The organism is Streptomyces sp. NPDC002698, assembly GCF_042888945.1.
Lineage (GTDB): Bacteria > Actinomycetota > Actinomycetes > Streptomycetales > Streptomycetaceae > Streptomyces.
In genome coordinates, this window is sequence record NZ_JBIAQM010000011.1 from 210,027 (window position 1) to 235,473 (window position 25,447).

Here is a 25,447-nt window from a genome sequence, read left to right on the forward strand (position 1 = left end):
GTTCCCCACGGCCCGTGAACACACTTCCAGGCGCGGAGGCATGGAGGCAGCTATGAGTGCGACGACGTCAGACACCCCGGAGTCCGAGGGAGCACCTCCGGGGGAACCCCGGCCCGGCACGGCGGCCGACGACGACGGCGGCGGTCGGCGGCCCGGCACGGCGGCTGAGGGCGGCGGTGGTCAGTGGTCCGGTGCGGGGGCCGAGGGCGGCGGCGGTCAGTGGTCCGGTGCGGGGGCCGAGGGCGGCGGCGGTCACCGGTCCGCCCGGCTCATCCACAACGAGGCCACCACCGAGATCCCCGTTCACCTGCTCTTCCGCGACGACCCGGACCCGGTGTCCGTGCCGCTCGCGCCCGCCGTCGTGGGCCGCCGGCGCGGTACCGGGGAGCAGCCGAGGATCCGGCGGCCCGCGCCCGGCCGGCCTCCGCGCCCGGTGCCGGAGGCCGACCCCGAGCTGGTCGAACGGCCGGCACGGGTGCTGCCCGGCGCGGCGGGTGTGCTGGCCGGGGCCTGTGGTGCGGCCGGATGCGCCCTCACCACCTGGTGGGCGGGTCTGCTGCCGCCCTCCGTGCTGGCGGCGCTGGAGCTGCACGGCCACACGGGCACCGGACTCGGCCCCGCGCAATGGGCCGCTTACGCCGGGGCGGGCGCGCTCGGTCTGTTCGGCTTCGGCGGTCTCGCCCGCGGCCGGACCGGGCGGGCCTGGGTGCTCGGTCTGTTCGGGCGTTATCGCGGTACGGTCCGGCGCACCGGTCTGATGTGGGTCAACCCGCTGGTGCTGCGCCGCCGGGTCGATGTGAGGCTGCGGCACTGGCGCAGCGAGCCGATGTCCGTGGTCGACGCGAACGGGGTCGAGCTGCGGGTGGTCGTGCTCGTGGTGTGGCGCGTCAAGGACACCGCGCGGGCCACCCTCGCGGTCGACGACCACCGGACGTATCTGCGCGAATGCGTGGAGGCGGCGCTCTCGCGGGTGCTCTCCCAGCTGCCGGCCGAGCTGCCGCCCGCCGTGATCAGGGACCTGACCCTGCGCAACACGGACGCGGTCGGCGAGTCGCTGACCCGGATGGTGGCCGCGGACACGGCTCCCGTCGGTCTGGAGGTGTTCTCCGCGCAGCCCACCCGGATCGAGTACGCGCCGGAGATCGCCGCCGTGATGCAGCGCCGCCGGATCGCGGCCCTGGACGCCCAGCACCGCGACAGCGTGCTCGGCTCGGTCGTCGACTCGGTCGAGGACACGGTGACCCGGCTGACCCTGCGCGGGCTGGTCGAACTGGACGACTACGAACGCAAGGCGTTGGTGAAGGACTTGACGGTGGCGTTCTGCACGGGGCGCGGGGAGGTGTCCTCGTAGGCCTCGTGCTTCCGCGTGGCTCGGGCGGGGCGGCCGGTCGGGTCGGGCATTGGTATGGACATGTTCAACTACTCGCAATAATCTGGTACTTGGTCTAGACCTGAACCTCGCGCGGGCGCCTCACGGGAACATCCCCCACGTCCTCCAGGAGCGGCAGCATGCGCAAACGGACGAACCAGAACCTCACCGGCCGGTCCCGCACCGGCGGGAAAGCGAAGTTGTACGCGGCGGCGCTCGGTCTCGCCACGGCGGGTACTTTCGTGCTCTCCACGGGCGGAGCCAGCGCCCACGGCTACACCGACCAGCCCCTCAGCCGGCAGAAGATGTGCGCCGCGAACGGCGGCATCGTGGCCAACTGCGGTGACATCCAGTGGGAGCCGCAGAGCGTCGAGGGCCTCAAGGGCTTCCCGGCGGCGGGCCCGGCCGACGGCCGGATCTGTTCCGCGAACCACACCAACTTCGGCCAGCTCGACCAGCCCAGGACCCCCGCGGGTACGGCCTGGCCGACGACCAAGGTGACCGCGGGACAGACCTACGGCTTCCGCTGGCAGTTCACCGCGATGCACGCGACGACCGACTTCAAGTACTTCATCACCAAGACCGGCTGGAACCAGAACCACGCGCTGACCCGCGCCGACCTGGAGACCACCCCGTTCCTGACGGTCCCCTACAACGGACAGCGCCCCCCGTCCACGCTCTCGCACACCGGCACCCTGCCCGGCGGCAGGAGCGGACACCACGTCATCCTCGGGGTGTGGACGGTCGCGGACACGACGAACGCGTTCTACTCCTGCGCGGACGTCACGTTCTGAGGCACGTGCCCGCACGCCCAAGGCCCCGGTTCTGAGCCTTCCTTGAGGCGCGGACGCCCTCGGTGCGGGTATGTTCCCCGCACGTCGACTCGACCAGGTCGGCGTGCGGGGAAACGTTTCCGACCGACGGGGGATCGTCATGAGTGTGTTCTTCTATGCCCTGCCCGGGCTGATCATCGCGGTGGTGCTGTTCGCGGCGGCCAAGGTGGTCCGCCGCTCGCTGGAGCTGCGCAGCGCCTGGGACAGCGGACTGACCGCGGAGGCGCGCTGTCTGCGCTCGTACACGACGGTCAGCGGGGGCGGGAACGACACCTCCGTCACCACGACCCTGCACCACGTCTACGAGTTCACGACGCGCGACGGCCGTGCCGTCCGCTTCGAGGAGAGCAACGGGCGCCGGACGGTCGTCGAGGGCGACATCGTCACCGTGCACTACACCGCCCAGCACCCCGACAAGGCCACGGCCCACGAGCCGAGCCGGGCCAGGGTGGCCGCGGGCACCCTGGTCACGTTGGCGTTCTTCGGTGTGATCATCGCCTTCTGCGTCGGCTTCATGATCACGTACCACGAGATGTCCGCGAGCGGCGACGCGCTCTTCGGCGGGATCTGAGGGGCGCGCGCCGAGCCGGCACGTCCGTGCTCTCCACATCTGACGATCCGTCAATTACCTTGCACTGTCATGGGAGCCAGCAGGCGCACCGTCGGGGAGCTCGTGCGGGAGCGGTGGGGTGACCACCGGCCGGGACTGTGGTTCGAAGGCGGGGCCATCAGCCATCACCAGGTCGCGGAGGGCGCGGCGGCGCGGGCGGCGCTGCTCGGCGAGCTGCTGCCGCCGGGCGCGGAGCCGCATGTGGGGGTGCTGCTCGACAACACCCCTGAGTATCCACTGTGGTTGGGCGCGGCCGCCCTCGCCGGTGCCGCCGTCGCGGGGATCAACCCGACCCGGCGCGGACCCGAACTGGCCCGGGACATCCGGCACACCGAGTGCCGCGTCCTGGTCACCGAGCGGGCCCATGTTCCGCTTCTCGACGGACTCGAACTGCCCGGCCTGCACGTCCTGGTGACCGATACGGACGCCTACGCCGAGCTCCTGAGGACGTACGAGGGCGCGCGTCCGGACGACGGCGGGGCGCGTCCGGACAGCCGTTTCCTGCTGCTGTTCACGTCCGGTTCGACCGGCGCGCCCAAGGCCGCGATCTGCACCCAGGGCAGGATCGCCGCGGCAGGGCGGTCGCTCGTCGGCCACTTCGGGGTGCGCGCGGACGACACCCACTACATCTGCATGCCGATGTTCCACGGCAACGCGGTGATCGCCGACTGGGCTCCCGCGCTGGCGGCCGGCGCGGGGATCGCGCTGCGGCGCCGCTTCTCGGCCTCCGGGTTCCTGCCCGACGTACGGGCCTGCGGGGCCACGTACTTCACCTATGTCGGCCGTGCCGTGCAATATCTGCTGGCCACGCCCGCCCGCCCCGACGACCGCGACAACCCGCTGCGCCTGGGGTTCGGGACGGAGGCCGGAGCGGTCGACGCGGCCGCCTTCGAGAAGCGGTTCGGGGTACGGCTCGTCGAGGGGTACGGCTCCTCGGAGGGCGGCGCCGCCATCCAGCGCACGCCCGGCACCCCGGCCGGGGCGATCGGCCGGGCGGCGCCCGCCGACGACCTCGCGGTGCTCGACCCGGACACCCGGCGCGAGTGTCCGCCGGCCGTCTTCGCCGGGGACGGGCGTCTGCTCAACGGCGCGGACGCGATAGGCGAGCTGGTGAACCGGGGCGCCAGTCTCTTCGAGGGGTACTGGCGCAATCCCGGAGCCGAGGCGGCCCGGCGCCGGGGGGCGTCACCGGGGCCGGGGGAGGCGGGGACGGGGAACGCCGGAGCAGGGGAGGCGGGGACGGGGAGCGGTGAGGCCGGGGAGGACTGGTTCTGGACCGGTGACCTCTTCTACCGCGACGCCGACGGCTTCCTCTACTTCGCCGGACGGGCCGACGACCGGCTGCGCGTCGACAGCGAGAACCTCGCCGCCGCGATGATCGAGAACATCCTGGCCCGGTACGAGGACGCCGCCGCCGTCGCGGTGTACGCCGTGCCGGATCCGGTGGCGGGCGACCAGGTGATGGCGACACTGGCCCTCAAGGACGGCGCGCGCTTCGGCCCCTCGCCCTTCGCCGCGTTCCTGCGCGCCCAGCCGGATCTGGGCACGAAGATGGCACCCCGGTTCCTGCGTCTCGTGGAGCGGATGCCCGTCACCGCCACCAACAAGATCCACCGGGTGGCCCTGAGGCGCGAGGGCTTCCACTGCGCCGACCCGGTGTGGTGGCGGCCCCCGGGCGAGGAGACGTACCGGAGGCTGACGGCGACGGACACGGCCGGGCTGGTGGCCCAGTACCGGGCGCACGGGCGGGAGGAACTGCTGACGCGCTGACCTCGGGGCCGGTTCGGGGGACCGCCGCTCAAGCGGGGCGGGGCGGGGCGGGGTGGGCGCGGTGTCCGGTGGCCTCGGCCCGATGGTTCGCGGGGCCGGTGGGTGTCCGGTGGCGTCCGGTGGTGTCTTGCGAACGGTCGGGACTTGAGGCATCCCGGCCGCTTTCCGCGGGGAGGATATCCGGGCACGTGTGCCGAGGGGCCTGTGCGCCAGAGCCCCGAACCGAGGGAAGAAGGGCGTTGCGTTGCCTGATCCGGGTCGCGGACACGGAAGCCGCGGGGCGCTGCCGCCCCGGCCCACGTCCGCGCCGGTGCCGTCGGTGACCTCGGTGATGTCCATGACCTCGGTGATGTGCGTGACGTCGGTGGTGTCGCGTGTGCCGAGGCCCGGACCCGGTCGGGAGGGTGTCATGCCCCTGGGTCCCAGGCCGCCTCCCGGCAGGACCGTCGCCCCGGCCGAACCGCGCGTCCGGCGGCGTGGTCCCCCACCCCCACCCACCCCTCGACGGCTCCCGAAAGGCACTCATGTCCCCCACGCATGACACGCTCGACCGCGGACACAACGACGACCTGTTCAGCTTCGTCAGAGCCAGCCCCTCGCCGTACCACGTGGTGGCGAGCGCGGCGCAGCGCCTGGAGAAGGCGGGTTTCGCGGAGCTGCGGGAGCGGGACGAGTGGACGGCCGGAGCCGAAGGGGGCCGTTATGTCGTGCGCGGGGGAGCGCTGGTGGCCTGGTACGTCCCACCGGACGCCCCGGCCGGCACCCCGTTCCGGATCGTCGGCACGCACACCGACTCGCCGAACCTGCGGGTCAAGCCCACGCCGGACACCGGCTCGGCGGGGTGGCGGCAGATCGCCGTGGAGATCTACGGCGGAGTGCCGCTCAACACCTGGCTCGACCGGGACCTGGGTGTCTCGGGGCGGCTGGCCCTGCGGGACGGTTCGACCCGGCTGGTCCGCGTCGACAAGCCGCTGCTGCGGGTGCCGCAGCTCGCCATCCACCTGGACCGGGCCGTGAACGAGGGGCTCGCCCTGGACCGGCAGCGGCACATGACCCCGCTGTGGGGGCTCGGTGGCTCCGCGCCCGGCGCCCTGCTCGGCCGGATCGCGGACGAGGCGGGCGCCGACGCCACGGAGGTCCTCGGCTGGGACCTCATGCTGCACGACATCCAGCCACCCGGATACCTGGGGGCGGACGAGGAGTTCATCGTCGCCCCGCGCCTCGACAACCAGATCTCGGTGCACGCGGGTGTCACCGCCCTGGTCGCCGCGGCCGGCTCGGAACGGCCGCCCGCGTTCATACCGGTGCTGGCCGCCTTCGACCACGAGGAGGTCGGCAACGGATCGGAGTCCGGTGCCCAGAGCCCCTTCCTGGAACGGGTGCTCGGCCGCGCCGTGACCGCCAGGGGCGGCGGGCCGGAGGACTTCGACCGCGCCCTCGCCGACGCCCTGTGCGTCTCCTCCGACATGACCCACGCGGTCCACCCCAACTACGCCGAACGCCACGACCCGGACCACCGCCCGCTGCCCAACGGCGGCCCCGTGATCAAGGTCAACGTCAACCAGCGGTACGCCAGCGACGGCGTCGGTGTCGCCGCCTTCGCCGCCGCGTGCGAACGGGCGGGGGTGCCGTGGCAGCCGTTCGTCTCCCACAACGCGATGCCGTGCGGGACGTCGATCGGTCCGGTCACCGCGGCCCGCCTCGGTGTGACGACCGTCGACGTGGGGGTGGCCGGGCTGTCCATGCACTCGGCGCGTGAACTGTGCGGGGCACGGGATCCGGAGCTGCTGGCGCGGGTGCTGACCGAGTTCGTCACGGCGGAGCGGACCGGGGTGACCGGAGGCGCCTGAGGTTGTCCGGACATGCGTGAAGGCCCCCCACCGAAGTGGAGGGCCTTCACCGATGTGCGCCGCCAGGGACTCGAACCCCGGACCCGCTGATTAAGAGTCAGCTGCTCTAACCAACTGAGCTAGCGGCGCATGACTCTCGCCTTCCGCTTTCGCGGTCGGCGACGAAAGAAATACTACCTGGTCCGCGGGGGTGCTTCCGACCAGCCGCGCGCACCGCTCGCACGGACCACGGCCGCGGACCCCGTACGGGCCCGGTGGCGGCCGTCAGATCGCGAGGGAGAGCAGTACCGGAGTCGCGCCGCGGTTCAGCGTGTCCGCGGCGCGGCGGAGCCGATGGGCGTGCTCGACCGGCAGGGAGAGGGCGAGGCAGCCGACGGAGGAGCCGGCGGTGATCGGGACCGCCGCGCAGACCGTGCCGATCGCGTACTCCTGGAGGTCGAGGACGGGCACGGTGGCCGGCTGGGAGTCGAGACGGGACAGCAGGAGCCGCTCGCTGGTGATGGTCCGCGAGGTGAGCCGGGCCATCTTGTGGCGGGCGAGGTGGTCGCGGCGGCCGTTGTGGTCGAGCTGGCCGAGAAGGCTCTTGCCGACCGCGCTGGCGTGGGCGGAGGAGCGGAAGTCGACCCATTCGTTGACCGCGGGGGTGGACGGGCTCTCCGCGTACTGGGTGACGTGCACCTCGCCGTCGATGTAGCGGCTGATGTAGATCGCCGCGCCGACCGAGTCGCGGAGCCGGTCGATCGTCTGCTGGAGTTTGTCGCGCAGCGCCTGCTCGCGGCCGTGGGCGGAACCGAGACGGCCGAGGGCGGCGCCGGTGACGTACGCGCCGTCCGTGACCTGCTCGACGTAGCCCTCCCGGCGCAGCATGCGCAGCAGTGCGGTCAGCCGGTCGGCGCCGAGGCCGGCCTGGCGGGCGAGTTCGTTCGCGGTGACGCCGGTCGTGTGCTGCGACACGGTCTCCAGGACGCGCAGCGCGTCCTGGGCCGAGTGGTACGGCGCGGTCGGCTCGTTCATCAGCGCCACGGTTTCCCCCTGCGCTTCATGGTCCGGCTCAAAAATGACGTCGGCCCGGACACCTGGGCCCATTACACGATAACGGTCAAGGCGCCATCTGTGGTGGTCTGTTGACGAGATTGGTGGCGCGCCCCACGCCTCTCAGCAGGAGCGCGCCACCCTGGCATATGCCAATGGCATGACCCTTCAGGCATGCCCCACCGGCCGGACCTCGCGCCTTGCCGCGCGTGCCGTCCCCCCGCCCCCCCGTTCGCTCCCGGTCGTCAGAGGACCGCGCCGAGGAACTCCCTGGTCCGCTCGTGCTCCGGGTCGCCGAAGATCCGCTCCGGCGGACCGGATTCGATGACATGGCCAGAATCGAACATGAGCACCTGGTCCGAGATGTCCCTGGCGAAATTCATCTCGTGGGTCACGCAGAGCATCGTGATGTCCGTGGTGTGGGCGATGTCACGCAGGACGTCGAGGACGCCCGCGACGAGTTCGGGGTCGAGCGCGGACGTCACCTCGTCCAGCAGCAGGATCCGCGGCCGCATCGCCAGCGCGCGGGCGATGGCCACGCGCTGCTGCTGGCCGCCGGACAGCCGGCCCGGCCGCTCGTCGCACTTGTCCGCGAGACCGACCAGGTCCAGCAGTTCCCGGGCCCGTTCCTCGGCCTCGTCCCGGGACAGGCCGAGCACGGTCACGGGCGCCTCGGTGACGTTGCGCAGCACGCTCATGTTCGGGAACAGGTTGAACTGCTGGAAGACCATCCCGATCTTCTTGCGGACCTCGCGGACCTGCTTCCCCCGCGCGGGGAACAACCGGTCCCCGGCGACCGTGATCGTGCCCTCGTCCGGCCGGGCCAGGGTCATCAGCAGCCGCAGGATCGTCGTCTTGCCGGAACCGGACGGGCCGATCAGCGTGACGTGCCTGCCGGAGTCGACGCGGAAGTCGAGCCCGTCGAGGACGGTGTTGTCCCCGAAGCGCTTGGTGACCTTGTCGAAGCGGATCAGCTCGCTGCCGTCCACCGGAGGGTTGGCGAGGTCCTTCAAGGGGCCGGTCTCGATGTCGGGGCCGGCGTTCGGGCCGGTGTTCGTGTCGGCGTTCGTGTCAGCGGACAAGGCGTCGCTCCAGGGCTCGCAGCAGCAGGGAAGCCGGGTAGGAAATGAGGATGAAGGCCACGCCGATGACCGTGAGCGGCTCCGTGAACTGGAAGTGCTGCTGCGAGTACAGCCGCGCCTCGCCCAGCATCTCCAGCACGGTGATCGTCATCAGCATCGGGGTGTCCTTGAGCATCGCGATGACGTAGTTGCCGAGCGCCGGCACCACACGGCGGACCGCCTGCGGCAGGATCACCGCCGTCCAGGTGCGCCGCGCGGGCAGGCCGAGCGCCGTGGCCGCCTCCCACTGGCCGGCGGGCACGCCCTCGATACCGGCCCGGTAGACCTGCATCGTGTACGTCGAGTAGTGCAGCCCGATCGCGATCACACCAGTGGTCAGCGCGGAGAACGTGATGTTCCACTCGGGCAGCACGTAGAAGAGGAAGAACAGCTGCACCAGCAGCGGGGTGTTGCGCACGAACTCGGTGGCCACCCCGACCGGCCAGCGCACCCAGCGCGTCGGCGCCCGCATCAGCAGCGCCCACACCAGGCCGAGAACGAACGAGATCACCGAGCCGAGGGCCAGCGCCTCGAGGGTGACCAGCAGACCGTCCCGGAAGTGCGGCATGAAGTCGCCGACGGCGCTCCAGTCCCAGGTCACGAGGCACCACCGATCGTCGTCTTCATGAGGGGCGTGGCGCCGAGGGGTGTGGCGTCGGGGCGAGTGGCGCTGAGGGGCGTCGAGGTGAGGGGTGTGGTGCTCATGAGGCGCCTCCGCCCGCGGCGGCACCCGCACCCGCGCCGGCACCGGTCGTCGCGGCCCGCTTCGCCTCGCGGGCCGGCCTGCTGTGCGGTGCCCTGCCGACCCCGGCCTTCAGCCGCTTCTCCAGGCCGCGCATCAGCCGGGTGAGCAGGAAGGCGATGACGAAGTAGATGAGCAGGACGTACGTGTAGACCTCCGCGCTCTGCTGGAGGGCGAGCCGCACCAGGTTGGCGCTGAAGGTCAGGTCGCCCATCCCCATCACGGAGACGAGTGCCGTGCCCTTGAGCAGTTCGACCAGCAGGTTGGAGAAGGGCGGGATCATCTCCGGTACCGCCTGCGGCAGCAGGATCAGCCGCATCCGCTGCCCGGGGGTGAAACTGAGCGCGATACCGCCCTCGCGCTGGGCCGGGTCGACCGCGTTCAGCGCGCCGCGCACGATCTCGGAGCCGTACGCCCCGTAGGTCAGCCCCAGCGCCAGGGTGCCCGCCCACAGCGGGACGAGCTGCCAGCCGAAGGCGAGCGGCAGCACGAAGTACACCCAGAAGATCATGATCAGCGCGGAGGTGCCGCGGAACACCTCGGTGTACAAGCCCGCGAGGAAGCGGACGGCCCACCGGTTCGACGTACGCGCGATTCCTGCCAGGAAGGACATGGCTCCGGCCAGCAGCGCGCTGAAGAACAGCAGTTGGACGGTGACCCAGATCCCTTCGAGGACGAGTTTCCAGAGTCCCGATGTCATCCGCGGCACAGCTCCTTCGCGGTCATGTCGGTCATCTCGGCCCTGGTGAAGCCGAACGGCCGCAGGATGCGGAAGAGTTCGCCGCTCGCCTTCATCCTCCGCAGCTCGACGTTGAAGGCGTCCCGCAGTCGCGTCTCCGGCGAACGGAACGCGAATCCACCGCCGTCGACGTGCGGCTTGCCCTTGACCAGCGGCGCGAAGGCCTTGGTGCTCTCGGCCCTCGCGGAGTTCCGCACGACCTCGCGGACGGTCAGCGCCGTCCCCGCGAAGACGTCGGCGCGCCCCGCCTCGACCGCGTTCAGCCCCGCCACCTGGTCGGGCACGATCAGGATGTCGCTCTCCTCGTACCCGGCCTCGACGGCGTACCGGATCTCCGCGTAGCCGGTCCCGGTCGCGAACCTGGCCTTCTTCGCCACGACGTCCCGGTAGTCGTGCAGCCCCTTCGGGTTGCCCTTGCGCACGATGAACGCGTCGAGCATCTGGTAGTCCGGGTCGGCGAAGATGACCTGTTCGCAGCGTTCGGCGTTGATGTACATCCCGGCGGAGACGACGTCGAACTGCTGGGAGTTGAGCCCGGGTATGAGGGATCCGAACTCGGTCGGCACGGGCTGGACCCGGTCGACGCCCAGCCGTTCGAAGACGGCCTTGGCGAGTTCCGGTGCCTCGCCGGTCAGTTCGCCGTCCCGGTCGATGTAGCCGAAGGGGATCTCGCCCGCGATGCCGAGACGGACGACGCCCTGCGCCCTCAGCCGGTCGAGGAGATCCCCGCCGTCCCTCGACGACGCCGTGGCCACGCGACTGCAGCCGGCGGCGCCGAGCGCGCCGAGCGCCGCGACCCCCGCGAGCAGCGACCGGCGGGTCGTCCCGGACGGATGTCTCTTGTTTCCCGTTGTGTTCGCACGTGCGTTCTCAAGTGGTGGAGCCATGGCCGCGCGGCTACCCGAGACCATGCGATGTATTCGGACCGGATTCAGCCTTGCGCCGGCGGCCGAGGAGTTGTGAGGCGTCGGCCCGGTCGGTTCCGGACCGGCCCTCCCGGCGCGGATACGAGCGGATACGACCTGAGTCCCTCCGGGACGGTTCAGTGTCCGGGCACGTACCCGCGCTTCTTGTCGACCACGTTCGACAGCGGCCTGCCCGCCGCCCAGCGCTCGTACAGCTCCACGAACTGCTCACCCAGTTCGTCCCGCCAGCCGGCGGTGTCCCCGCTCATGTGCGGCGACACGATCAGACCCGGGACGTCCCACAACGGGCTGTCGCGGCCGAGGGGTTCGTGCCGGAAGACATCGAGGGCCGCGCCCGCGATCCACCGTTTCGACAGCGCCTCGGCGAGCGCCTCCTCGACGACGAGCTGCCCGCGCCCGACATTGACGAAGCGGGCCGAGGGCTGCATCATCCCGAAGCGCCGGGCGTCGAACATGCCGCGTGTCTCCGCGGTGAGCGGCGCCGCCGACACCACCCAGTCGGCGCGCGCCATCAGCCGGTCCAGCTCCCCGGGACCGTGGATCCCGGTGCGCGGGACGCGTCCCACCAGCGCCGTGGTGACGTCGAGCGCCTTGAGGGTGCGCACGATCGCCCGCCCGATCGGCCCCGACCCCACCACGCAGGCACGGGTCCCGGCCACCCGCTGCGACTCGCGGTGCCGCCACTCGTGCCGCCGCTGGAGGTCCCAGGTCCGCGGAAGATCCTTCGCCATGGCGAGGACCAGAGCGGCCACGTACTCGGCGATCGGCCGGTCGAAGACGCCGCGCGCGTTGGTCACCACCGTGTCGGAGGCGGCGAGCTCGGGACACATCAGATGGTCCACGCCCGCGCTCGCGGTGTGCACCCAGCGCGGCCGGGGCCCCTCGCCCGGCCAGGCGCGGCGTACGGCCCCCGAGGTGAAGTCCCACACGAGCAGCACGTCCGCGTGCGGCAGCCGCTCCGCGAGCGTGGACTCGTCGGCGTGCTCGATCCGCACCCGGCCGGTGAGCCGGCCCAGCCGGGGGAGCGGGTCGGCGTCCAGGACGAGCAGCGTGGCCCGGTCCGACGGGCCGGACGCGCCGGGGGACACACGGGCGTTCATCGGAGGAAACCGTTTCGCAAGGGGAGTCCGCTTCTCTGGGAGATCCTGGGGCGAAATGACCGGGGAGACGTGCGGCGAACGGGATCCGAGCCGTCCGAGATGGGCGGATTGGCCACGCTCGCACCCGAACCTACCTTCGTCAACACGGCCTCGCATACGGTCCGTTGCCGCCCGTTCCCCTCTTCGAGGCCGGTGTCTGCCACGGACGTTTCCTTTCCCGGCGGTCCGCGTCCGCGGCGCGGGGTCGTCGCGTACGCGTGCGCGTCCGGCGGCTTCGTCGGCGGGCTCGCCGGGGAGCGGGCGATGTGGCCCGCCGCCCCGCGCGCGGGGCGGCGGACGCCCTCTTCGTGAGCTGCGCCGACCTCCCGACGTACGACGTCGTCCCCCAGTTGGAGGCGGAACTGCGGATACCGGTGATCTCGGCCAACCAGGTGACGATGTGGGCGGCGTTGCGCCAACTGGGTACCCGGGCGGTGGGCCCCTGCCGGCGGCTGATTGATCAGGCCGCCCGCCGGGGACCCGTACTTCCCGAAGAACAGGAAGGTTGGGCATGACCGCACTCGGATTCCTCTACCCGGGCCACTCGGCCGAGGACGACTACCCGCGCGTCGAGCAGCTGCTCGGCAGCGACATCCGCCTGACCGTCGTGCACACGGACATGGAGGAGGACGCCCACCGCGTGGACGCGCTCCTCGAGAGGGGCTCGGCACACCGCCTCGCGGCGGGCGTCGAGGAGCTGCGCCTGTCCGGCGCGGAGGCCGTGGTCTGGGCGTGTACGGGCGGCAGTTTCGTGTTCGGGGTACAGGGCGCCCACGAGCAGGTCCGCGGCCTCGCCAGGGCGGCCGGGCTGCCCGCCTCCTCGACGTCCTTCGCCTTCACCCACGCGGTGCGGGAGCTCGGGGCGAGGCGGGTCGCGATCGGGGCGACCTACCCCGACGACGTGGCCGCGCTCTTCGCGGGGTTCCTGAAGGAGACCGGCACGGAGGTGGCCGCGGTGCGCGGCTCCGGTGTCGTCACCGCCGCCGAGGCCGCCGGCTGGGACTACGGCGAGGTCCTCGCGCTGGCCCGGGAGGCGGACCACCCGGACGCCGACGCGATCCTCCTCCCCGACACGGCCCTGCACACCGTCTCCCATCTCACGGCCCTGGAGAAGGAGCTCGCCAAACCGGTCCTCACCGCGAACCAGGTCACGGTCTGGGAGGCCCTGCGCCTGACGGGCCGCCGCGTGAACGCCCCGGCCCTCGGCACCCTCTTCACCAGGGAACCCATCGTCCAGGCGTGAAGAACGGGACGGGCCGGGACGGGGGCGGGACCAGGCTTCCCCGCCCCCGTCCCGGGGCGCTCCCCGCCCACCCGAAGGGAATAAGCGGAGACAGCCTCCTGTTCGTATGGCGAGGACACCATCGCGTACGCAACAGGAGGCACCCCGGTGGACGAGACGGCCGAGACGGACGAGATCCGAGGTACGGCACAGGGCACCGCCCCCGTGCCCCTGTCCGTACTGGACCTGGTCACCGTGGGCGCGGGCCGCACCGCGACCGACGCGCTGCGCACCAGCGTCGAGATCGCCCGCCTCGCGGAGTCCCGCGGTTTCCACCGTTACTGGGTGGCCGAACACCACTCGATGCCCGGCGTGGCCAGCTCCTCGCCCGCGGTGATCCTCGCCCACCTGGCCGCCCACACGGACCGCATCCGCCTGGGTTCCGGCGGAGTGATGCTCCCCAACCACGCCCCGCTGGTCATCGCGGAGCAGTTCGGCACCCTGGAGGCGATGGCCCCGCGCCGCATCGACCTGGGCCTCGGCAGGGCACCGGGCACGGACGGCGCCACGGCCGCCGCGCTGCGCCGCACCCAGCGGCTGGGCGAGGGCGCCGACGACTTCCCCGAACAGCTCGCGGAACTCACCCGCTTCCTGGACGACGACTTCCCCGACGGCCACCCCTACGCCCGCATCCACGCCGTCCCCGGCCCCGTCCAGGCGACCTCGCCGGGCGGCGTCCAGTCCCCGCACCGGCCCCCGGTCTGGCTGCTCGGCTCCTCCGGCTTCAGCGCCCGCCTCGCCGGGGTCCTCGGCCTGCCGTTCGCCTTCGCGCACCACTTCTCGGCGCAGAACACCGTCCCGGCGCTCGACCTCTACCGCGAGTCCTTCCGGCCGAGCGCGGTCCTCGACGCCCCCTACGCCCTCATCGGCGTCTCCGCGCTCGCCGCGGACGAGGAGAAGGAGGCCCGCCGCCAGGTGCTGGCGGCCGCGCTGAGCATGGTCCGCCTGCGCACCGGGCGTCCCGGACTCGTGCCCACCCCGGAGGAGGCGGAGGCCTACGAATTCAGCCCGATGGAGCGGGAGTTCGTCGGATCCTGGAACGCCAACGTCATCCACGGCACCGCCGACGAGGTGCGCGCCGGCCTCGACGACCTCCAGAAGCGCACCGGCGCCGACGAGTTGATGATCACGGGCAACGCGCACGGCGGCGACGTACGGCTGCGCTCGTACGAACTGATCGCGGACGCCTACGGGTTGCCGGGGGCGCGGACCACTCAGGCCTGAGGGCAGGACGCCGACATCAGGAGCGCCGAGATGCGTTCCGGCGCCACCGGCCGGGAGTACAGCCAGCCCTGGCCGGTGTCGCAGCCGATCCCGCGCAGCCGTGACGCCTGCGAGGCGGTCTCCACGCATTCGGCGGTGACCGTCAGGCCGAGCCGATGGGCGAGCTGGATGAGCGCCTCGACGATGACCTCGTCGGCCGGGTTGGGGTGGGCGGACGAACCGTCGGCGTTCTCGTACTGGAAGCCGCGGACGAACGAGCCGTCCAGCTTCAGCACCGACACCGGGAGCCTGCTCAGGTAGGCGAGGTTCGAGTAGCCGGTGCCGAAATCGTCGATGGCGATGCGGACCCCCATGTCGCTGAGTGCCTGCAACGCCTGGAGCGGACGGCCCGCCGAACCCATCACCGCCGACTCCGTCAGTTCCAACTGGAGCAGATGCGGGGCCAGTCCGGTCTCCGCCAGGATCTTCGCCACGTCCGCCACCAGGTCGGAGTCCCAGACCTGGCGCACGGCGACATTGACGCTGACGAAGATCGGCGGGGCGCCCGGACGGTCGAGCTGCCAGCGGCGCGCCTGGCGGCAGGCGGTGGCCAGCACCCAGCGGCCGAGCTGGACGATCGAGCCGTCCTCCTCGGCCAGTCCGATGAACCGGTTCGGGGTCAGCGTCCCGAACCTCGGGTGGTTCCAGCGCACCAGCGCCTCGACCCCGTGCACACCGCCGTCCTCCATCCCCACCAACGGCTGGTACTCCAGGGCGAATTCACCCCGCTCGACGGCCGCGCGCAGAGTGGACGACAGGGCCTGGCGGGTCATGCGGTGCGCGTTGCGCTCCGGGTCGAAGAGCGTCCAGCGGCCTTTGCCGTCCGCCTTCGCCCAGTACAGCGTGGTGTCCGCGGCCTGCATCAGACCGGTCGCCGTGGTGCCGGTGGCGCGCCGCTCGACGACCCCGATCGACGCCGACAGGGACAGCCGCTGCCCCGACAGGTCGAACGGTGCCTGGAGCGACTTCAGCACGGACTCGGCGAGATCCGCGAGCTGGTCGGTGCCCGTGGAGTCCTCGACGAGCAGCGCGAACTCGTCCCCTCCCAGCCGGGCCACCAGGGGACTGGCCGCCCGCGTGAGGCCGGCCTCCTCGGCGCAGCGCGTCAGGCGCTCCGCGACCGCCGCGAGCAGCCGGTCCCCGACCCGGTGGCCGAGTGTGTCGTTGACCGCCTTGAACCCGTCCAGGTCCAGATAGCAGAGCCCGATCCGGCCGGTGCCGCACTCCTCGTACGCCTCCGCCTCCAGCGCCGCCGAGAGGCGCTCGAAGAACAGGGTGCGGTTGGGCAGCCGGGTCACCGGGTCGTGCATCTGCAAGTGGCGCAGCCGCGCCTGGAGTTCGCGCCGCGCGCCGATGTCGGTGACCGAGATCAGCACCGCCCGTTCCTGCGGGGGCAGTGGCGCGATCGTGACCTGCGCCCAGATCACCTGGCCGTCGGGATGCTTGAGCCGGCGGGTGCAGCGCAGCCGGGCCCGGCTGCCGCCCAGCATCTCGCGGTACGCGTGCCAGGTGCGGGCGTCGGAGGCCAGGTCCACCAGGTCGGCGGCGGCCCGCCCGGTGAACGTCCGCGCCTCGGCGCCGAGCAGCGTGCCCAGCGCCTCGTTGGCGGTGACGACGAGACCCTCGCGGTCGACGACGGCCATCGCGAGGGGAGCGGTGGCGAAGGCCGCGTGGAAGGTACGGAGTGACGTTCCGTCGGGAACCGCCAGGGGTGCCGGTGTCCCGGAAGGCGGCCCCGGCGCCACGGACGGTACGGAGGGGGCGGGTGGGCCGGGAGAGGTTCCGGCGGACGTACGAGAAGACGTGTCGACGTGACGTTCTGTGACGGCCGGCCGGACGAGGTCTCCCGCGGGCGCCGGCCCTTCGGACGTTCCGCTCACCGCTCGCTCCCGCAGTGCACTCGTTCTTCGTATGGGTCATTCGGGGCGGTCGGCCGGTGATGGGCGGCCGCACAAGCCGTGTCCGTGCAGGAAAGTGTGCCGATCATAGAGGCTGCCCCCGAAACGGTGCAGCCACTGTCCAGTGTCCAGGAACAACCCCCTGTTCTGACAGATCGTTTCTGCCTGTTATCCGGACGGTTCCCCGTCCCGTCGACCGCACGTGACGTTCCGTGCATGTCCGGGGGTGTCGGCCGGCCCTGGCACTCACTCTTCCGGTGCAGACAAACAGGGCGAAATAGTACAAATTCAATCAGGCTGGATGCGGTGACCCACAACCGCATCCGGAGGTCGACGTGCCGCGTCCGCTCCCCTTGAGGGTTCTCGCTCGCGGGCTCCTGCGCGGTCCCGCCCGCGACGGGGCGCCCCGCTGGCGCAGCACCGCGGCCATGTTCACCTCGATGACCGCGCTCGCGGCGACCTCCCTGGGGCCGGGCCACGCGCTCGCCGAACCCCTCGCGTCGCCCTGCGCCCTGACGCGGACAGGGGCGCACCACTCGGAGGGCGCCGACACCTGGAACGCCGCCTATGTGCGCCCCACCCGCCCCCTCGACGCCGTGATGGTCTTCCTGTCCTTCCCGGACTCCACCCCGCACACCACGCCCGCCGAGCTGACGGGCGACTACTTCCCGGCCACCAGCCGCTTCTTCGAGCAGGCCTCGTACGGGAAGTTCACGGTCCGGCCGCATCCCCGGCGCGCCTGGATCCAGATGCCGCACGCCTCCACCTCGTACGCCATACAGCGCGACTGGAACGCCGGCGACCGTGCCGCCTATCTGCGCGACGCCCTCGCCGTGGCCGACCCGCGGGTCGACTTCTCGCGCTACGACATCGTCTACTTCGTCGCGGACCCGGACGCTCCGGGCGTCGACTCGGACGCCACGAAGGTCGTCAACCTGGACACGCCTCTGCGCGCGGACGGCAAGGACATCCGGCGCGTCGTCACGGTCTTCGAGAAGCACCCGCCGGACCGTCTCGTCCTCGCGCACGAGACCGGCCATGTCTTCGACCTGCCCGATCTCTACCACCGCCCCACCGACGGCAAGGGCGACTGGGACACCTATGTGGGCGACTGGGACCTCATGGGCAGCCAGTTCGGCCTCGCCCCCGACCTCTTCGGCTGGCACAAGTGGCGGCTGGGGTGGCTGGAACCGCACCAGGTGGCGTGCGTACTGGGCTCCGGCACCACCCGGCTGACGCTGGAGCCGCTGGAGGCCGGACCCGCGCACTCCACGGTCGGTTCGGCCGGCGCGAGCGCCCGGGGAGCCGCCGGCACCGGGGTGCTGGCGACCGGCCCGGCCGCGTCGGCGGCGAGTGGTCCGGCCGCGTCGAGCGGGGCGAGCGGGAAGACCGGCGCGAGTGGGGCGGGGGTGGCCTGGCAGGGGCCGCGGGTGCCGCTCTCGGGCGGGCTGCGGACGTCCGTGCGTGGTCCGGGCGCGCCGGGCACGTCCGCGAGCGCGGTGGGTGTGGCGGCGCCCCCCGGATCGCGGACCGTCGGCGTCGGCCGGGGCACCAAGCTGGCGGTGGTCCCGACGGGCCCGGACAGCGCGATCGCCTTCGAGGCCAGGGGGCCGGTGGGCAACGACAGGTCGACGTGCGAGCGGGGCGTCCTCGTCTACCGGGTCCGCAGCCGGACCGAGTCGGGCAGCGGCCCCATCCAGGTCCTCGACGCGCACCCCGGCTCCGAGTCCTGCTGGGAGGACTCGGTGTACCCGCCGCTCGCGGACGCCCCGGTGCGCCTCGGGGAGAGCTTCGAGGTGCCGGGCGCGAACGTCCGGGTCCAGGCGGAGGACCGGAGCGCCTCGGGGGCCTGGACGGTGCGGATCACGACGGGCTGAGCGGGCTCCGCGATCACGGAAACGACGAGAGCGGGACGCTCGCGTTTCCGCGAATCATCCCGCTCTCGTTGGCGTGCGCCGCCAGGGACTCGAACCCCGGACCCGCTGATTAAGAGTCAGCTGCTCTAACCAACTGAGCTAGCGGCGCCTGCTGACGTCGTAGACCTTAGCATCCTGATCGGCGCGAGGAAAAATCGATATCCGTACCGCCGCCGACGCCGCCGCGCGGGCCGCCCGCACGGCCGCCCAGAGCAGGATCTCGGGGCCGGGGAGCCAGGGCCGGCGCGTGTCGGGGGCGACCAGCCAGCGGGAATCGGTCCGGACGGCCCCCGGTCCGGCGCTCCCGGGGGCCGGCGGGGGCACGGTGACCGCGTCCCCCGTGCCGTGGCAGAGCAGCGGTGGAACCTCCCGGCACCGCCCGGTCCGGGCACCAGGCTTCGCGCCCCACTCCTCCCACTCCATGAGCGAGGGGAGCCGCTGGGCGGTGCCGGGCGCGGCGAACAGCAGGATCCGTCCGCGGTGCGCCGCCACCGGACCCGAGCCCGGCCCCTCGTCCCAGAGCCGGTCGAGCATCCGCCGCCCGAACAGGGCCGAGGCGCTGACGACGTCGAACGCGCCGCCGCAGAGCAGGACGACCGGGGCGTCGGGCCGTTCGCGCCACAGGGCGAGCGTGCTGCGCGGATACGTTCCGGCGGAGGCGAGCCAGGCGGCGCCCTCGGCCGTGACGCCGGAGACGTCCGTCCCGTCGGACGACCTCGCTCCGGGGCTGTGCGGGCTGCTGCTCGGCGGGTTCCGTGTGCTGCTCATGCCGCATACATCTACCGGCGGTGAGCATCCCGTTCCGGAGGGTTGCCGGAAACCGGGACAGGCAGGGGTGAGGTGGAGTATCTTGCCCGGCTGGCATATGCCAGGGAGGAGTGACCGACCCGCTCCGACGGGGTCGCCCGACCGTCCTGGTCCCGACCGCTCTGGTGCCGGGCGTCCCGGTCGTCCCGGATGTCCGCGTCGGAGTCAGAGCGGGTCGGTCACGCCGTGACCGTGTCCGTTGCCCTCCGTGCCCCGCAGCAGGTCCTGGCCGAACTCGACCATCTTCTTCGCGTAGTCCTCGGTCCACTCGGCCCGCTCGGCGATCGAGGCCGTGGTCAGCCGGTCGAAACGGCGCGGATCGGCGAGCTGCGCGGCGGCGATGGCCTGGAACTCGACGGCCCGGTCGGCGGCGGCGCGGAACGCGTGCGCCAGCTCCGTGGACCGGTCCAGCAGCGCGCGCGGATCGTCGATCGACTCCAGGTCGAAGAAATGCTCCGGGTCCCCGGCGGCTTCCGCGGGCTCGAAGAGCAGGGGCGCGGGGCGTAGCCGCGGTTCGTTCCGACGCGGCGTGGGCTCCGCCATGTCTTCTCCTCCTCGTACGGTTCGGGGCCCCTCTCGGCAAAGGGCCACCGTCCATTGTCTCGCGCCCGCGCAAGTGGGCCCGCAGGGTCGAGCACGCCCCCGCGGGCCCCGGACCTCGCCGGATCGTGGGGCCGTCGGAGCGGGCCGCCCGCCGGCTCAGGGCCGCCAGGTCACCCGGTGTTCCGCCAGATGTGACAGCACCGAATGATTGGCCTCCCAGCCATCCGGAAACTTCACGGTCACTCCCAGCTGTACGGGCTCGGTCGACGGGTGGTCGTCCAGCAACTCCGTGATTCCTTCCCGGCAGATCACGATGCACGCGTGCCGGTGCCGGGAAGCGAGTACGCACAGGCGTCCGGTCTCCAGATGGAAGGCCGTGGCGTCGGGCCGTCCCGACAGCGGGTGCAGGACGACCGTGACGTCGAACTCCCGTCCCTGGAGCCGGTTCGCCGTGTCCACGGTGACGTCCGTGACGCCGAGACCGGTCAGCGCCGCCCGCACGGCCGCGGCCTGGTCGCGGTGCGCCGTGCCGACGGCGATCCGGTCGGCCGTCAGGGGCACCGGGTCCTCCGCCCGCTCCGACGTGGCCGCGCCGCCCCGGTCGAGCAGCCGCCGTACGACCCCGGCCACCGCGTGGACCGCCTCCGGGTCCGTGCGCGGAGTGTGCCGGGCCGGAAGCTCCAGCAGCCCCCAACCGGACTCGGCCGCCTCGTCGATGACCCGGTCGGTGCCCGAACCGTCCGACGGGACGGCGAAGTTCAGCCGCCGGTCGCCGGGACCGGTGCCGCTGCGGAACGGCGTGTACGGGTAGAAGGCGCCCGACACCAGGGGCGCGGCCGACGCGGGCAGCCGCCAGGACACCGGCAGCCGGTGCTGCGGCAGCTGCGGATTGTGCGCGAGGAGCGTGGACACCGCGGACGCGGACGGGTCGTAGGACAGTCCCGCCCACTGCTCCGAGCCGACGATCGCGAACGGGTCCAACTGCCCCGGGTCGCCCACGAACAGCGCCCGTTCGAAGAGCCCGGCGACCGCGAGGAGCGCGTCCGAGCGCATCTGGTACGCCTCGTCGACGATGGCGTGCCGCCAGGGCTCGACGCCCTTGACGTGGGCCCACTTCGCGGCGGTCGAGACGACGACGTCCAGGCCCGCCAGGTCGGCCGCCTTCGCGGACTTGCGGACCTGGTCCAGGCCGTCGAGCGCCTTGTCGTACGGGTCGGAGTCGCTGCTGTGCAGCCGGCCCACGGGCAGGTCCGGCGCCTTCTCCGCGAGCCGCAGCACCAGATCGTCGACCTGGGCGTTCGTCTGCGCGATGACCATCAACGGGCGCCCGGCGGCGGCCAGTTCGAGAGCGGCCCGGACGACGAGGGTCGACTTGCCGGCGCCCGGCGGGGAGTCGACCACGACGCCGCGGTCGGTGCCGTGCAGGGTGTCGCGCAGGATCGCGTCGGTGGCGCGGGCGGCCTCGGCGCCCGGGTCGAACACGGCGGTCACAGGGTTCCTCCGAGGTGAACTGCATGCCGTGCGGTGCGAGAACCAAGCGCGCACACCGTGCTGATCGAGAACCAAGACAGCACATGCACCTCCAAGCTTTGCCGTATCAAACCGGGCTGGTTTCAACCCGGCTGGTGGTGATCGCAGAAGACCTGTTGGGTCGCTGACCCGCAGGCAGCGTGAGCCAGGAATCCCCCTGCTTCGGCTGGGGGAGGATTCAAAGGACGTCCTCCTCGGTCACCGGGTCCGGCAGCGGCAGCGCGTCGGGCTCACCCGGCGGCCCTCCGTGCGTCCACGGCGTCTCCTCCGGGTCGGGCAGCTTGGCACCGCCGCGCTGCTCGTGCTCGAAGAGCGTGAAGCAGACGAGGTCCCCCTTCTCCGGCACGGACCCGGCCCCCGGTTCCTTGCCGCGCCCCATCTTGTCGACGATCCGCAGCACCACGGCCGCGCCCTCGTCGTCGTACCCCACGAACTCCGCGGCCTGCGGCTTCCCGCCGAGCGAGCGGTACACCCTGGCCCGTTCCCCCAGGTGCGGGCGGTCGTCCGTGCGGACGGTCACCAGCGGGCGGGGGCTCGGCCGCCTGCCCTCGCTGTACGCCGTCACGACCTCGGTGACCTCTCCGGCGAACGCCTCCCCGGCGAGCCTCCGGCCGGCCATGACCAGCGGGTCGTCGAGAGCCTCCTGCGCCTCCAGCCGGGCCTGCTCCCGCTCCCGCGTGGCCAGCTTGTTCGCGGCGGTGACCGCGTCGTCGCGGCGCGGCTGCGGCGGCTCGCCCGCCACCACCCGGTCGCGGTGTCCGGTGAACGACCAGCGGTCACGGGTCCACCGGTCGGCGGAGTGCGCCCCCTCCGGCAGCGCCCGCAGCAGGTCGAGACCGTGCCAGACCGCGTCCCAGGTGGGCCGGGTGACGCTCTCGACCAGGTCGCGGATCTTCCGCTCGGCCGCGGTGAGCTCACCGAGCCGGTCGTCCGCCTCGATGCCGTCCTCGGCGGCGGCCAGTGCCGTACGCGCGCGGTCGTAGCGTTCGATCGCGGGGGCCAGCAGCTCGTTGTCGAAGGCGGGGTCGGTGGCCGGTCCGGCGGGCGGGCAGACGAGCTGGCCGCGCGCGTCCCGCTGGAGCTCGGCCCGCACCGCCGCCTCGGCGCCCGGCTCGCCGCCCGGCGGATCGAGCCAGGCGAGCAGCGCGCCCAGATGCTGGTCCTCCAGGCTGCTCTGGCCGGTGGCCCAGTGCCGGGACAGCACGTCGGTGAGGGCGAGGAGCAGGGCGGAGCCGGGTACCCGGGCGCGCTCCCCGAAGTGGGTCAGCCAGCGCCCGAACAACGGCACCCGGGGAGGCGCCGGATGCGGAGTCTCGGGATCCTGCTCGGCGGTGCGGCGAAAGCGGGTGGAGCGCCCGAGGAGGCGGACGAACTCGATGCCGGCCCGGCCCGGCACGATCAGCTGCGGAGCGTCCGCGCACAGCTCGACCTCGACCTTGACGCGCTTGCCGGTCTCCGGGTCGGTCTCGCTGCGCTCGGCCGCCTCGACCACGTCCGCGAACGAGTCGATGTAGGGCAGGACGACGTCCGCGAGTTCGGCGAGGAAGGCGAAACGCAGGTCGCGGTCGCGCGGCTGCGGCACGACCAGCAGCCGGGGCGCGTCCCGGTCCGTGCCGACCAGCGCGCCGAGCGGGGCTCCCGCCTCGCCCGCGGTGGTGAGCGGCACGAACACCAGCGGCCGTTCGACGAGATGGCGGTGGAGCACGGTGGCGGCGGGCTGCGCCCGGCCGCTCTCGACGGCCTCCAGCCGGGCGAGGGCGGTGATCAGCGACATGCGCCCGCCTCCCGGCCTTCCGGGACGCCCGAAACGGGTGTCCCGTGTGTGCCGGCCCCCTGTGTGCCCGCCCCGGGGGCGCCGGTTTCCAGGGCCGGTGAGCCGGGGGCGGGGACGGTGGGCGCGGCCGTCCCGCGCAGGGCCTCCGCCCGCAGCAGCGCCGCTCTCCTGAGGGCCGCGACGGCGGGGTCCCCGGGGTCGCCCGCCTTCCCGCGCGCCGCGGCCAGGACGTCCGGGACGGTCGTCAGAGCGCCGAGCTCCGCGCGCAGCGAGCGGCCGAGCGAGGTCACCGCGCCCTCGGCGCGCGAGCGGGCCCGGCAGTGGAAGGCCAGCTCGCAGGCGGACAGGCACTCGGGGGCGTAGGTGGCGGGGACCGCCTCGACGGCGGTGATCAGTTCCTCGGCGGGAAGGCCGGGGGAGAAGCAGGTGCCCTCGGGGAGGGCGGCCGCGATGTCCTCGACGCGGGTGAGCCGGGCGAGCTGGCGGCGGGTGACCGCGCGCTGCTTGCGCACGTCGACGGCCGAGGCGGCCGGGAGGTTGGAGAAGTCCTTCGGGCAGACCAGCAGGACACGGTGGTGGACCTCGGGAGCGGGGTCGAGGCCGGCCGCGACCTCCTCCAGGGCCAGGACGTAGACCGCGGACTGCCGGGCGGCGGCGCCCACCTTGGCGGGGTCGGCCGAGCCGTCGAGCATCGGGAACGACTTGATCTCGACGACCGTCCAGTCTCCGTCGGGATGCACGACCACGGCGTCCGGCTCCAGGAAGGCCGGGGAGCCCGCCACGTCCAGGGCGAGCATCGGGTGGTCGAGCAGGGTCCAGGCGCCGGTCCCGGTGGCCTCGCGCAACGCCCGTGCCGTGCGTTCCGTGCGTCCCTCGGGGCCGATCGCGCTCAGGTCGGGCACGGCACCGGCGCCGGGCGGCGCGGCCCCGGGGTCCAGCTTCTCGTGCACCAGCCGCAGCAGCTCGGCGCCGCCGTCGGCCTTGACCCGCGCCTCGAACGCGTTGCCCCGCATGAAGGCGAACTGCGACATCCCGAACGCGGACGGCGCGCCGAGCGCACCGGCCAGCTTCGCCTTGTCGACGCCCACGCCGTCCAACAGGGCGCGCCGGTCGCACCCGGGGTTGGCGGCGAGCGCCGCGAGGGCCCGCGCGTCCAGCGCCTTCGGCGCGATGTCGGGACCGCGCAGCTCAGCGAGCTGCTGTCGCAGCGCTGTCGCCCGCGTCCGTGGCGGCGGAACCCGGCTCGGCTCCCGGCCCGGGTCGGGACTCGCGCTGTCGGGGAATTCGTTCACCCGGGGAAGTCTGGCACCCCGTACTGACAATCGCGGAACCCCCGTCCCCCGAGGCCCCCTTGCCCCACGGGACGACGGTCTTCAGAAGCGTCCGCACCCGGTCCGCCGTCCGCATCACGAACGGGGTCAGCAGCAGGCCGGCCCCCATCACGGCGACGCCCGCGACGGCGTCCAGGAAGTAGTGGTTGGCCGTGCCCATCACGACGATCGTGGTGAACAGCGGATAGACGACGGCGGCGGCCTTCGCCGCGGGAGTACGGCCGTGGCGCCACAGCATCACCCCGCACCACAGCGCCCAGCCCACGTGCAGGCTCGGCATCGCCGCGTACTGGTTCGTCATCCCGCCCATGCCGCGCGGCGCGCTCGCCTCGCCGCCCCACCAGCCGTAATCGCTGTACTGGGCCATCGTGTCGACGAAGCCGTGCTCGGGAGACAGCAGCCGGGGCGGGCAGGTCGGCAGCAGGGTGAAGCCGATCAGACCGATGAACGTGGAGGTCCAGAGCCAGGTGCGGGCCGCGCGGTAGCGCACGGACCGGGAGCGGAAGAGCCATATCAGGATCGCCGGCGTCACCAGGTAGTGCAGCGACGCGTACCCGAAGTCGGCGGGCACACCGAGCCAGGCCTCCCGCGTGAACAGCCGGTTCAGCGGATGTTCGGCGTTGAGGTGGAGGGCCTTCTCGATGCGCAGGATCTCCAGGCCGTGGTCTATCGCGCCGGAGGTGTTGCCCCGGGCGAGCAGCCGGCCCGCGGTGTACGCCGCGTACACGAGCAGGATCAGCGGGACCTCGGTCCACCAGCGCAGACGGGCCTGCGACGCGGCGGACGCGCGCAGGGCGTCCCACCGGCCCGACCGGGCGCGCGGTTCCGCTTCGGTACGCGGTGCATCGGTCTGCGGCATCCGATCGCCCTCCCCCAACTGCTCGTGTTTGCTCGTTCGCGGTGACCCCGGTCCGTGGCCACCCGGGGATTTTACGGTGCACGCGAATGCCCCGAAGGGGCGCCCCGGATGTC

21 protein-coding genes, 2 tRNA genes and 1 pseudogene are annotated in these 25,447 nt (G+C 72.7%); 9 read left to right on the top strand and 15 right to left on the bottom strand.

Annotated elements, in window-relative coordinates:
* Window positions 1-52 precede the first annotated feature (52 nt).
* The 5 genes from ACFYW9_RS18405 (at window position 53) to ACFYW9_RS18425 (ending at window position 6,432) form a co-directional block, all read left to right on the top strand.
* Window positions 53-1,351, top strand: a complete 1,299-nt coding sequence (locus tag ACFYW9_RS18405) for an SPFH domain-containing protein (RefSeq protein WP_389151027.1) — start codon at window positions 53-55, stop codon at window positions 1,349-1,351.
* A 158-nt stretch (window positions 1,352-1,509) separates the two neighbouring features.
* Window positions 1,510-2,163, top strand: a complete 654-nt coding sequence (locus ACFYW9_RS18410; protein WP_389151030.1) for a lytic polysaccharide monooxygenase — start codon at window positions 1,510-1,512, stop codon at window positions 2,161-2,163.
* A gap of 139 nt (window positions 2,164-2,302) precedes the next feature.
* A complete protein-coding gene (locus ACFYW9_RS18415; RefSeq protein WP_389151033.1) occupies window positions 2,303-2,773 on the top strand; it encodes a DUF3592 domain-containing protein in 471 nt (156 codons plus the stop codon).
* 69 nt (window positions 2,774-2,842) lie between these two features.
* Entirely contained in the window at window positions 2,843-4,582 is a 1,740-nt protein-coding gene (locus tag ACFYW9_RS18420; protein ID WP_389151036.1) for an AMP-binding protein, read from the top strand.
* 524 nt (window positions 4,583-5,106) lie between these two features.
* Entirely contained in the window at window positions 5,107-6,432 is a 1,326-nt protein-coding gene (locus tag ACFYW9_RS18425) for a M18 family aminopeptidase (protein ID WP_389151039.1), read from the top strand.
* A 55-nt stretch (window positions 6,433-6,487) separates the two neighbouring features.
* On the opposite strand, the gene ACFYW9_RS18430 is transcribed toward ACFYW9_RS18425, so the two are convergent.
* From ACFYW9_RS18430 to ACFYW9_RS18460, 7 genes are all read right to left on the bottom strand, one after another.
* Window positions 6,488-6,561 (bottom strand) — tRNA-Lys (locus ACFYW9_RS18430).
* Between the two features lie 135 nt (window positions 6,562-6,696).
* Complete coding sequence (locus ACFYW9_RS18435; protein WP_326787561.1) at window positions 6,697-7,455, bottom strand: IclR family transcriptional regulator C-terminal domain-containing protein; 759 nt, start codon at window positions 7,453-7,455, stop codon at window positions 6,697-6,699.
* A gap of 254 nt (window positions 7,456-7,709) precedes the next feature.
* A complete protein-coding gene (ehuA, locus tag ACFYW9_RS18440) occupies window positions 7,710-8,492 on the bottom strand; it encodes an ectoine/hydroxyectoine ABC transporter ATP-binding protein EhuA (RefSeq protein ID WP_389151148.1) in 783 nt (260 codons plus the stop codon).
* A 43-nt stretch (window positions 8,493-8,535) separates the two neighbouring features.
* Complete coding sequence (gene ehuD / locus ACFYW9_RS18445) at window positions 8,536-9,186, bottom strand: ectoine/hydroxyectoine ABC transporter permease subunit EhuD (protein ID WP_389151043.1); 651 nt, start codon at window positions 9,184-9,186, stop codon at window positions 8,536-8,538.
* A gap of 100 nt (window positions 9,187-9,286) precedes the next feature.
* The gene (gene ehuC / locus ACFYW9_RS18450) at window positions 9,287-10,027 is read right to left on the bottom strand and encodes an ectoine/hydroxyectoine ABC transporter permease subunit EhuC (protein ID WP_389151046.1); all 741 of its coding nucleotides are present in this window, start codon (window positions 10,025-10,027) and stop codon (window positions 9,287-9,289) included.
* A complete protein-coding gene (gene ehuB / locus ACFYW9_RS18455; RefSeq protein WP_389151049.1) occupies window positions 10,024-10,953 on the bottom strand; it encodes an ectoine/hydroxyectoine ABC transporter substrate-binding protein EhuB in 930 nt (309 codons plus the stop codon). Before ehuB ends, ehuC begins: the two co-directional genes overlap by 4 nt.
* 155 nt (window positions 10,954-11,108) lie before the next feature.
* The gene (locus ACFYW9_RS18460) at window positions 11,109-12,092 is read right to left on the bottom strand and encodes a D-2-hydroxyacid dehydrogenase (RefSeq protein WP_389151052.1); all 984 of its coding nucleotides are present in this window, start codon (window positions 12,090-12,092) and stop codon (window positions 11,109-11,111) included.
* A 308-nt stretch (window positions 12,093-12,400) separates the two neighbouring features.
* Here ACFYW9_RS18460 and ACFYW9_RS18465 point away from each other — a divergent pair.
* From ACFYW9_RS18465 to ACFYW9_RS18475, 3 genes and pseudogenes are all read left to right on the top strand, one after another.
* A pseudogene (locus ACFYW9_RS18465) lies at window positions 12,401-12,646 on the top strand (decarboxylase); the annotation flags it as partial.
* Window positions 12,643-13,374: a decarboxylase gene (locus ACFYW9_RS18470; protein WP_389151055.1), complete on the top strand. Its 732-nt coding sequence runs from the start codon at window positions 12,643-12,645 to the stop codon at window positions 13,372-13,374. The pseudogene ACFYW9_RS18465 and the gene ACFYW9_RS18470, both read left to right, overlap by 4 nt.
* A 147-nt stretch (window positions 13,375-13,521) precedes the next feature.
* Window positions 13,522-14,637, top strand: a complete 1,116-nt coding sequence (locus ACFYW9_RS18475) for an LLM class flavin-dependent oxidoreductase (protein WP_389151058.1) — start codon at window positions 13,522-13,524, stop codon at window positions 14,635-14,637.
* On the opposite strand, the gene ACFYW9_RS18480 is transcribed toward ACFYW9_RS18475, so the two are convergent.
* A complete protein-coding gene (locus ACFYW9_RS18480; RefSeq protein WP_389151062.1) occupies window positions 14,628-16,556 on the bottom strand; it encodes a putative bifunctional diguanylate cyclase/phosphodiesterase in 1,929 nt (642 codons plus the stop codon). The two genes, ACFYW9_RS18475 and ACFYW9_RS18480, sit on opposite strands and share 10 nt — an antisense overlap.
* A gap of 353 nt (window positions 16,557-16,909) precedes the next feature.
* On the opposite strand from ACFYW9_RS18480, the gene ACFYW9_RS18485 reads away from it, so the two are divergent.
* Window positions 16,910-18,451, top strand: a complete 1,542-nt coding sequence (locus ACFYW9_RS18485) for a M6 family metalloprotease domain-containing protein (RefSeq protein WP_389151065.1) — start codon at window positions 16,910-16,912, stop codon at window positions 18,449-18,451.
* Window positions 18,452-18,525: 74 nt separating this feature from the next.
* Here the strand turns inward: ACFYW9_RS18485 and ACFYW9_RS18490 are convergent.
* From ACFYW9_RS18490 to ACFYW9_RS18520, 7 genes are all read right to left on the bottom strand, one after another.
* A tRNA-Lys gene (locus ACFYW9_RS18490) sits at window positions 18,526-18,599 on the bottom strand.
* Entirely contained in the window at window positions 18,590-19,258 is a 669-nt protein-coding gene (locus tag ACFYW9_RS18495; RefSeq protein ID WP_389151068.1) for a bifunctional DNA primase/polymerase, read from the bottom strand. Before ACFYW9_RS18495 ends, ACFYW9_RS18490 begins: the two co-directional genes overlap by 10 nt.
* A gap of 204 nt (window positions 19,259-19,462) precedes the next feature.
* Window positions 19,463-19,840: a hypothetical protein gene (locus ACFYW9_RS18500; RefSeq protein ID WP_328452125.1), complete on the bottom strand. Its 378-nt coding sequence runs from the start codon at window positions 19,838-19,840 to the stop codon at window positions 19,463-19,465.
* Between the two features lie 156 nt (window positions 19,841-19,996).
* On the bottom strand, window positions 19,997-21,331 hold the full coding sequence (locus tag ACFYW9_RS18505; protein ID WP_389151072.1) for an AAA family ATPase: 1,335 nt from the start codon (window positions 21,329-21,331) through the stop codon (window positions 19,997-19,999).
* Window positions 21,332-21,548: 217 nt separating this feature from the next.
* Window positions 21,549-23,144 carry a hypothetical protein gene (locus ACFYW9_RS18510; protein WP_389151075.1) on the bottom strand — a complete coding sequence of 532 codons (1,596 nt, stop codon included), beginning with the start codon at window positions 23,142-23,144 and terminating at the stop codon, window positions 21,549-21,551.
* Window positions 23,135-24,436: a hypothetical protein gene (locus ACFYW9_RS18515; protein ID WP_389151078.1), complete on the bottom strand. Its 1,302-nt coding sequence runs from the start codon at window positions 24,434-24,436 to the stop codon at window positions 23,135-23,137. Before ACFYW9_RS18515 ends, ACFYW9_RS18510 begins: the two co-directional genes overlap by 10 nt.
* Window positions 24,333-25,334 carry a phosphatase PAP2 family protein gene (locus ACFYW9_RS18520; RefSeq protein ID WP_389151081.1) on the bottom strand — a complete coding sequence of 334 codons (1,002 nt, stop codon included), beginning with the start codon at window positions 25,332-25,334 and terminating at the stop codon, window positions 24,333-24,335. The genes ACFYW9_RS18515 and ACFYW9_RS18520 overlap by 104 nt, the downstream gene beginning before the upstream one ends.
* Between the last annotated feature and the right edge of the window lie 113 nt (window positions 25,335-25,447).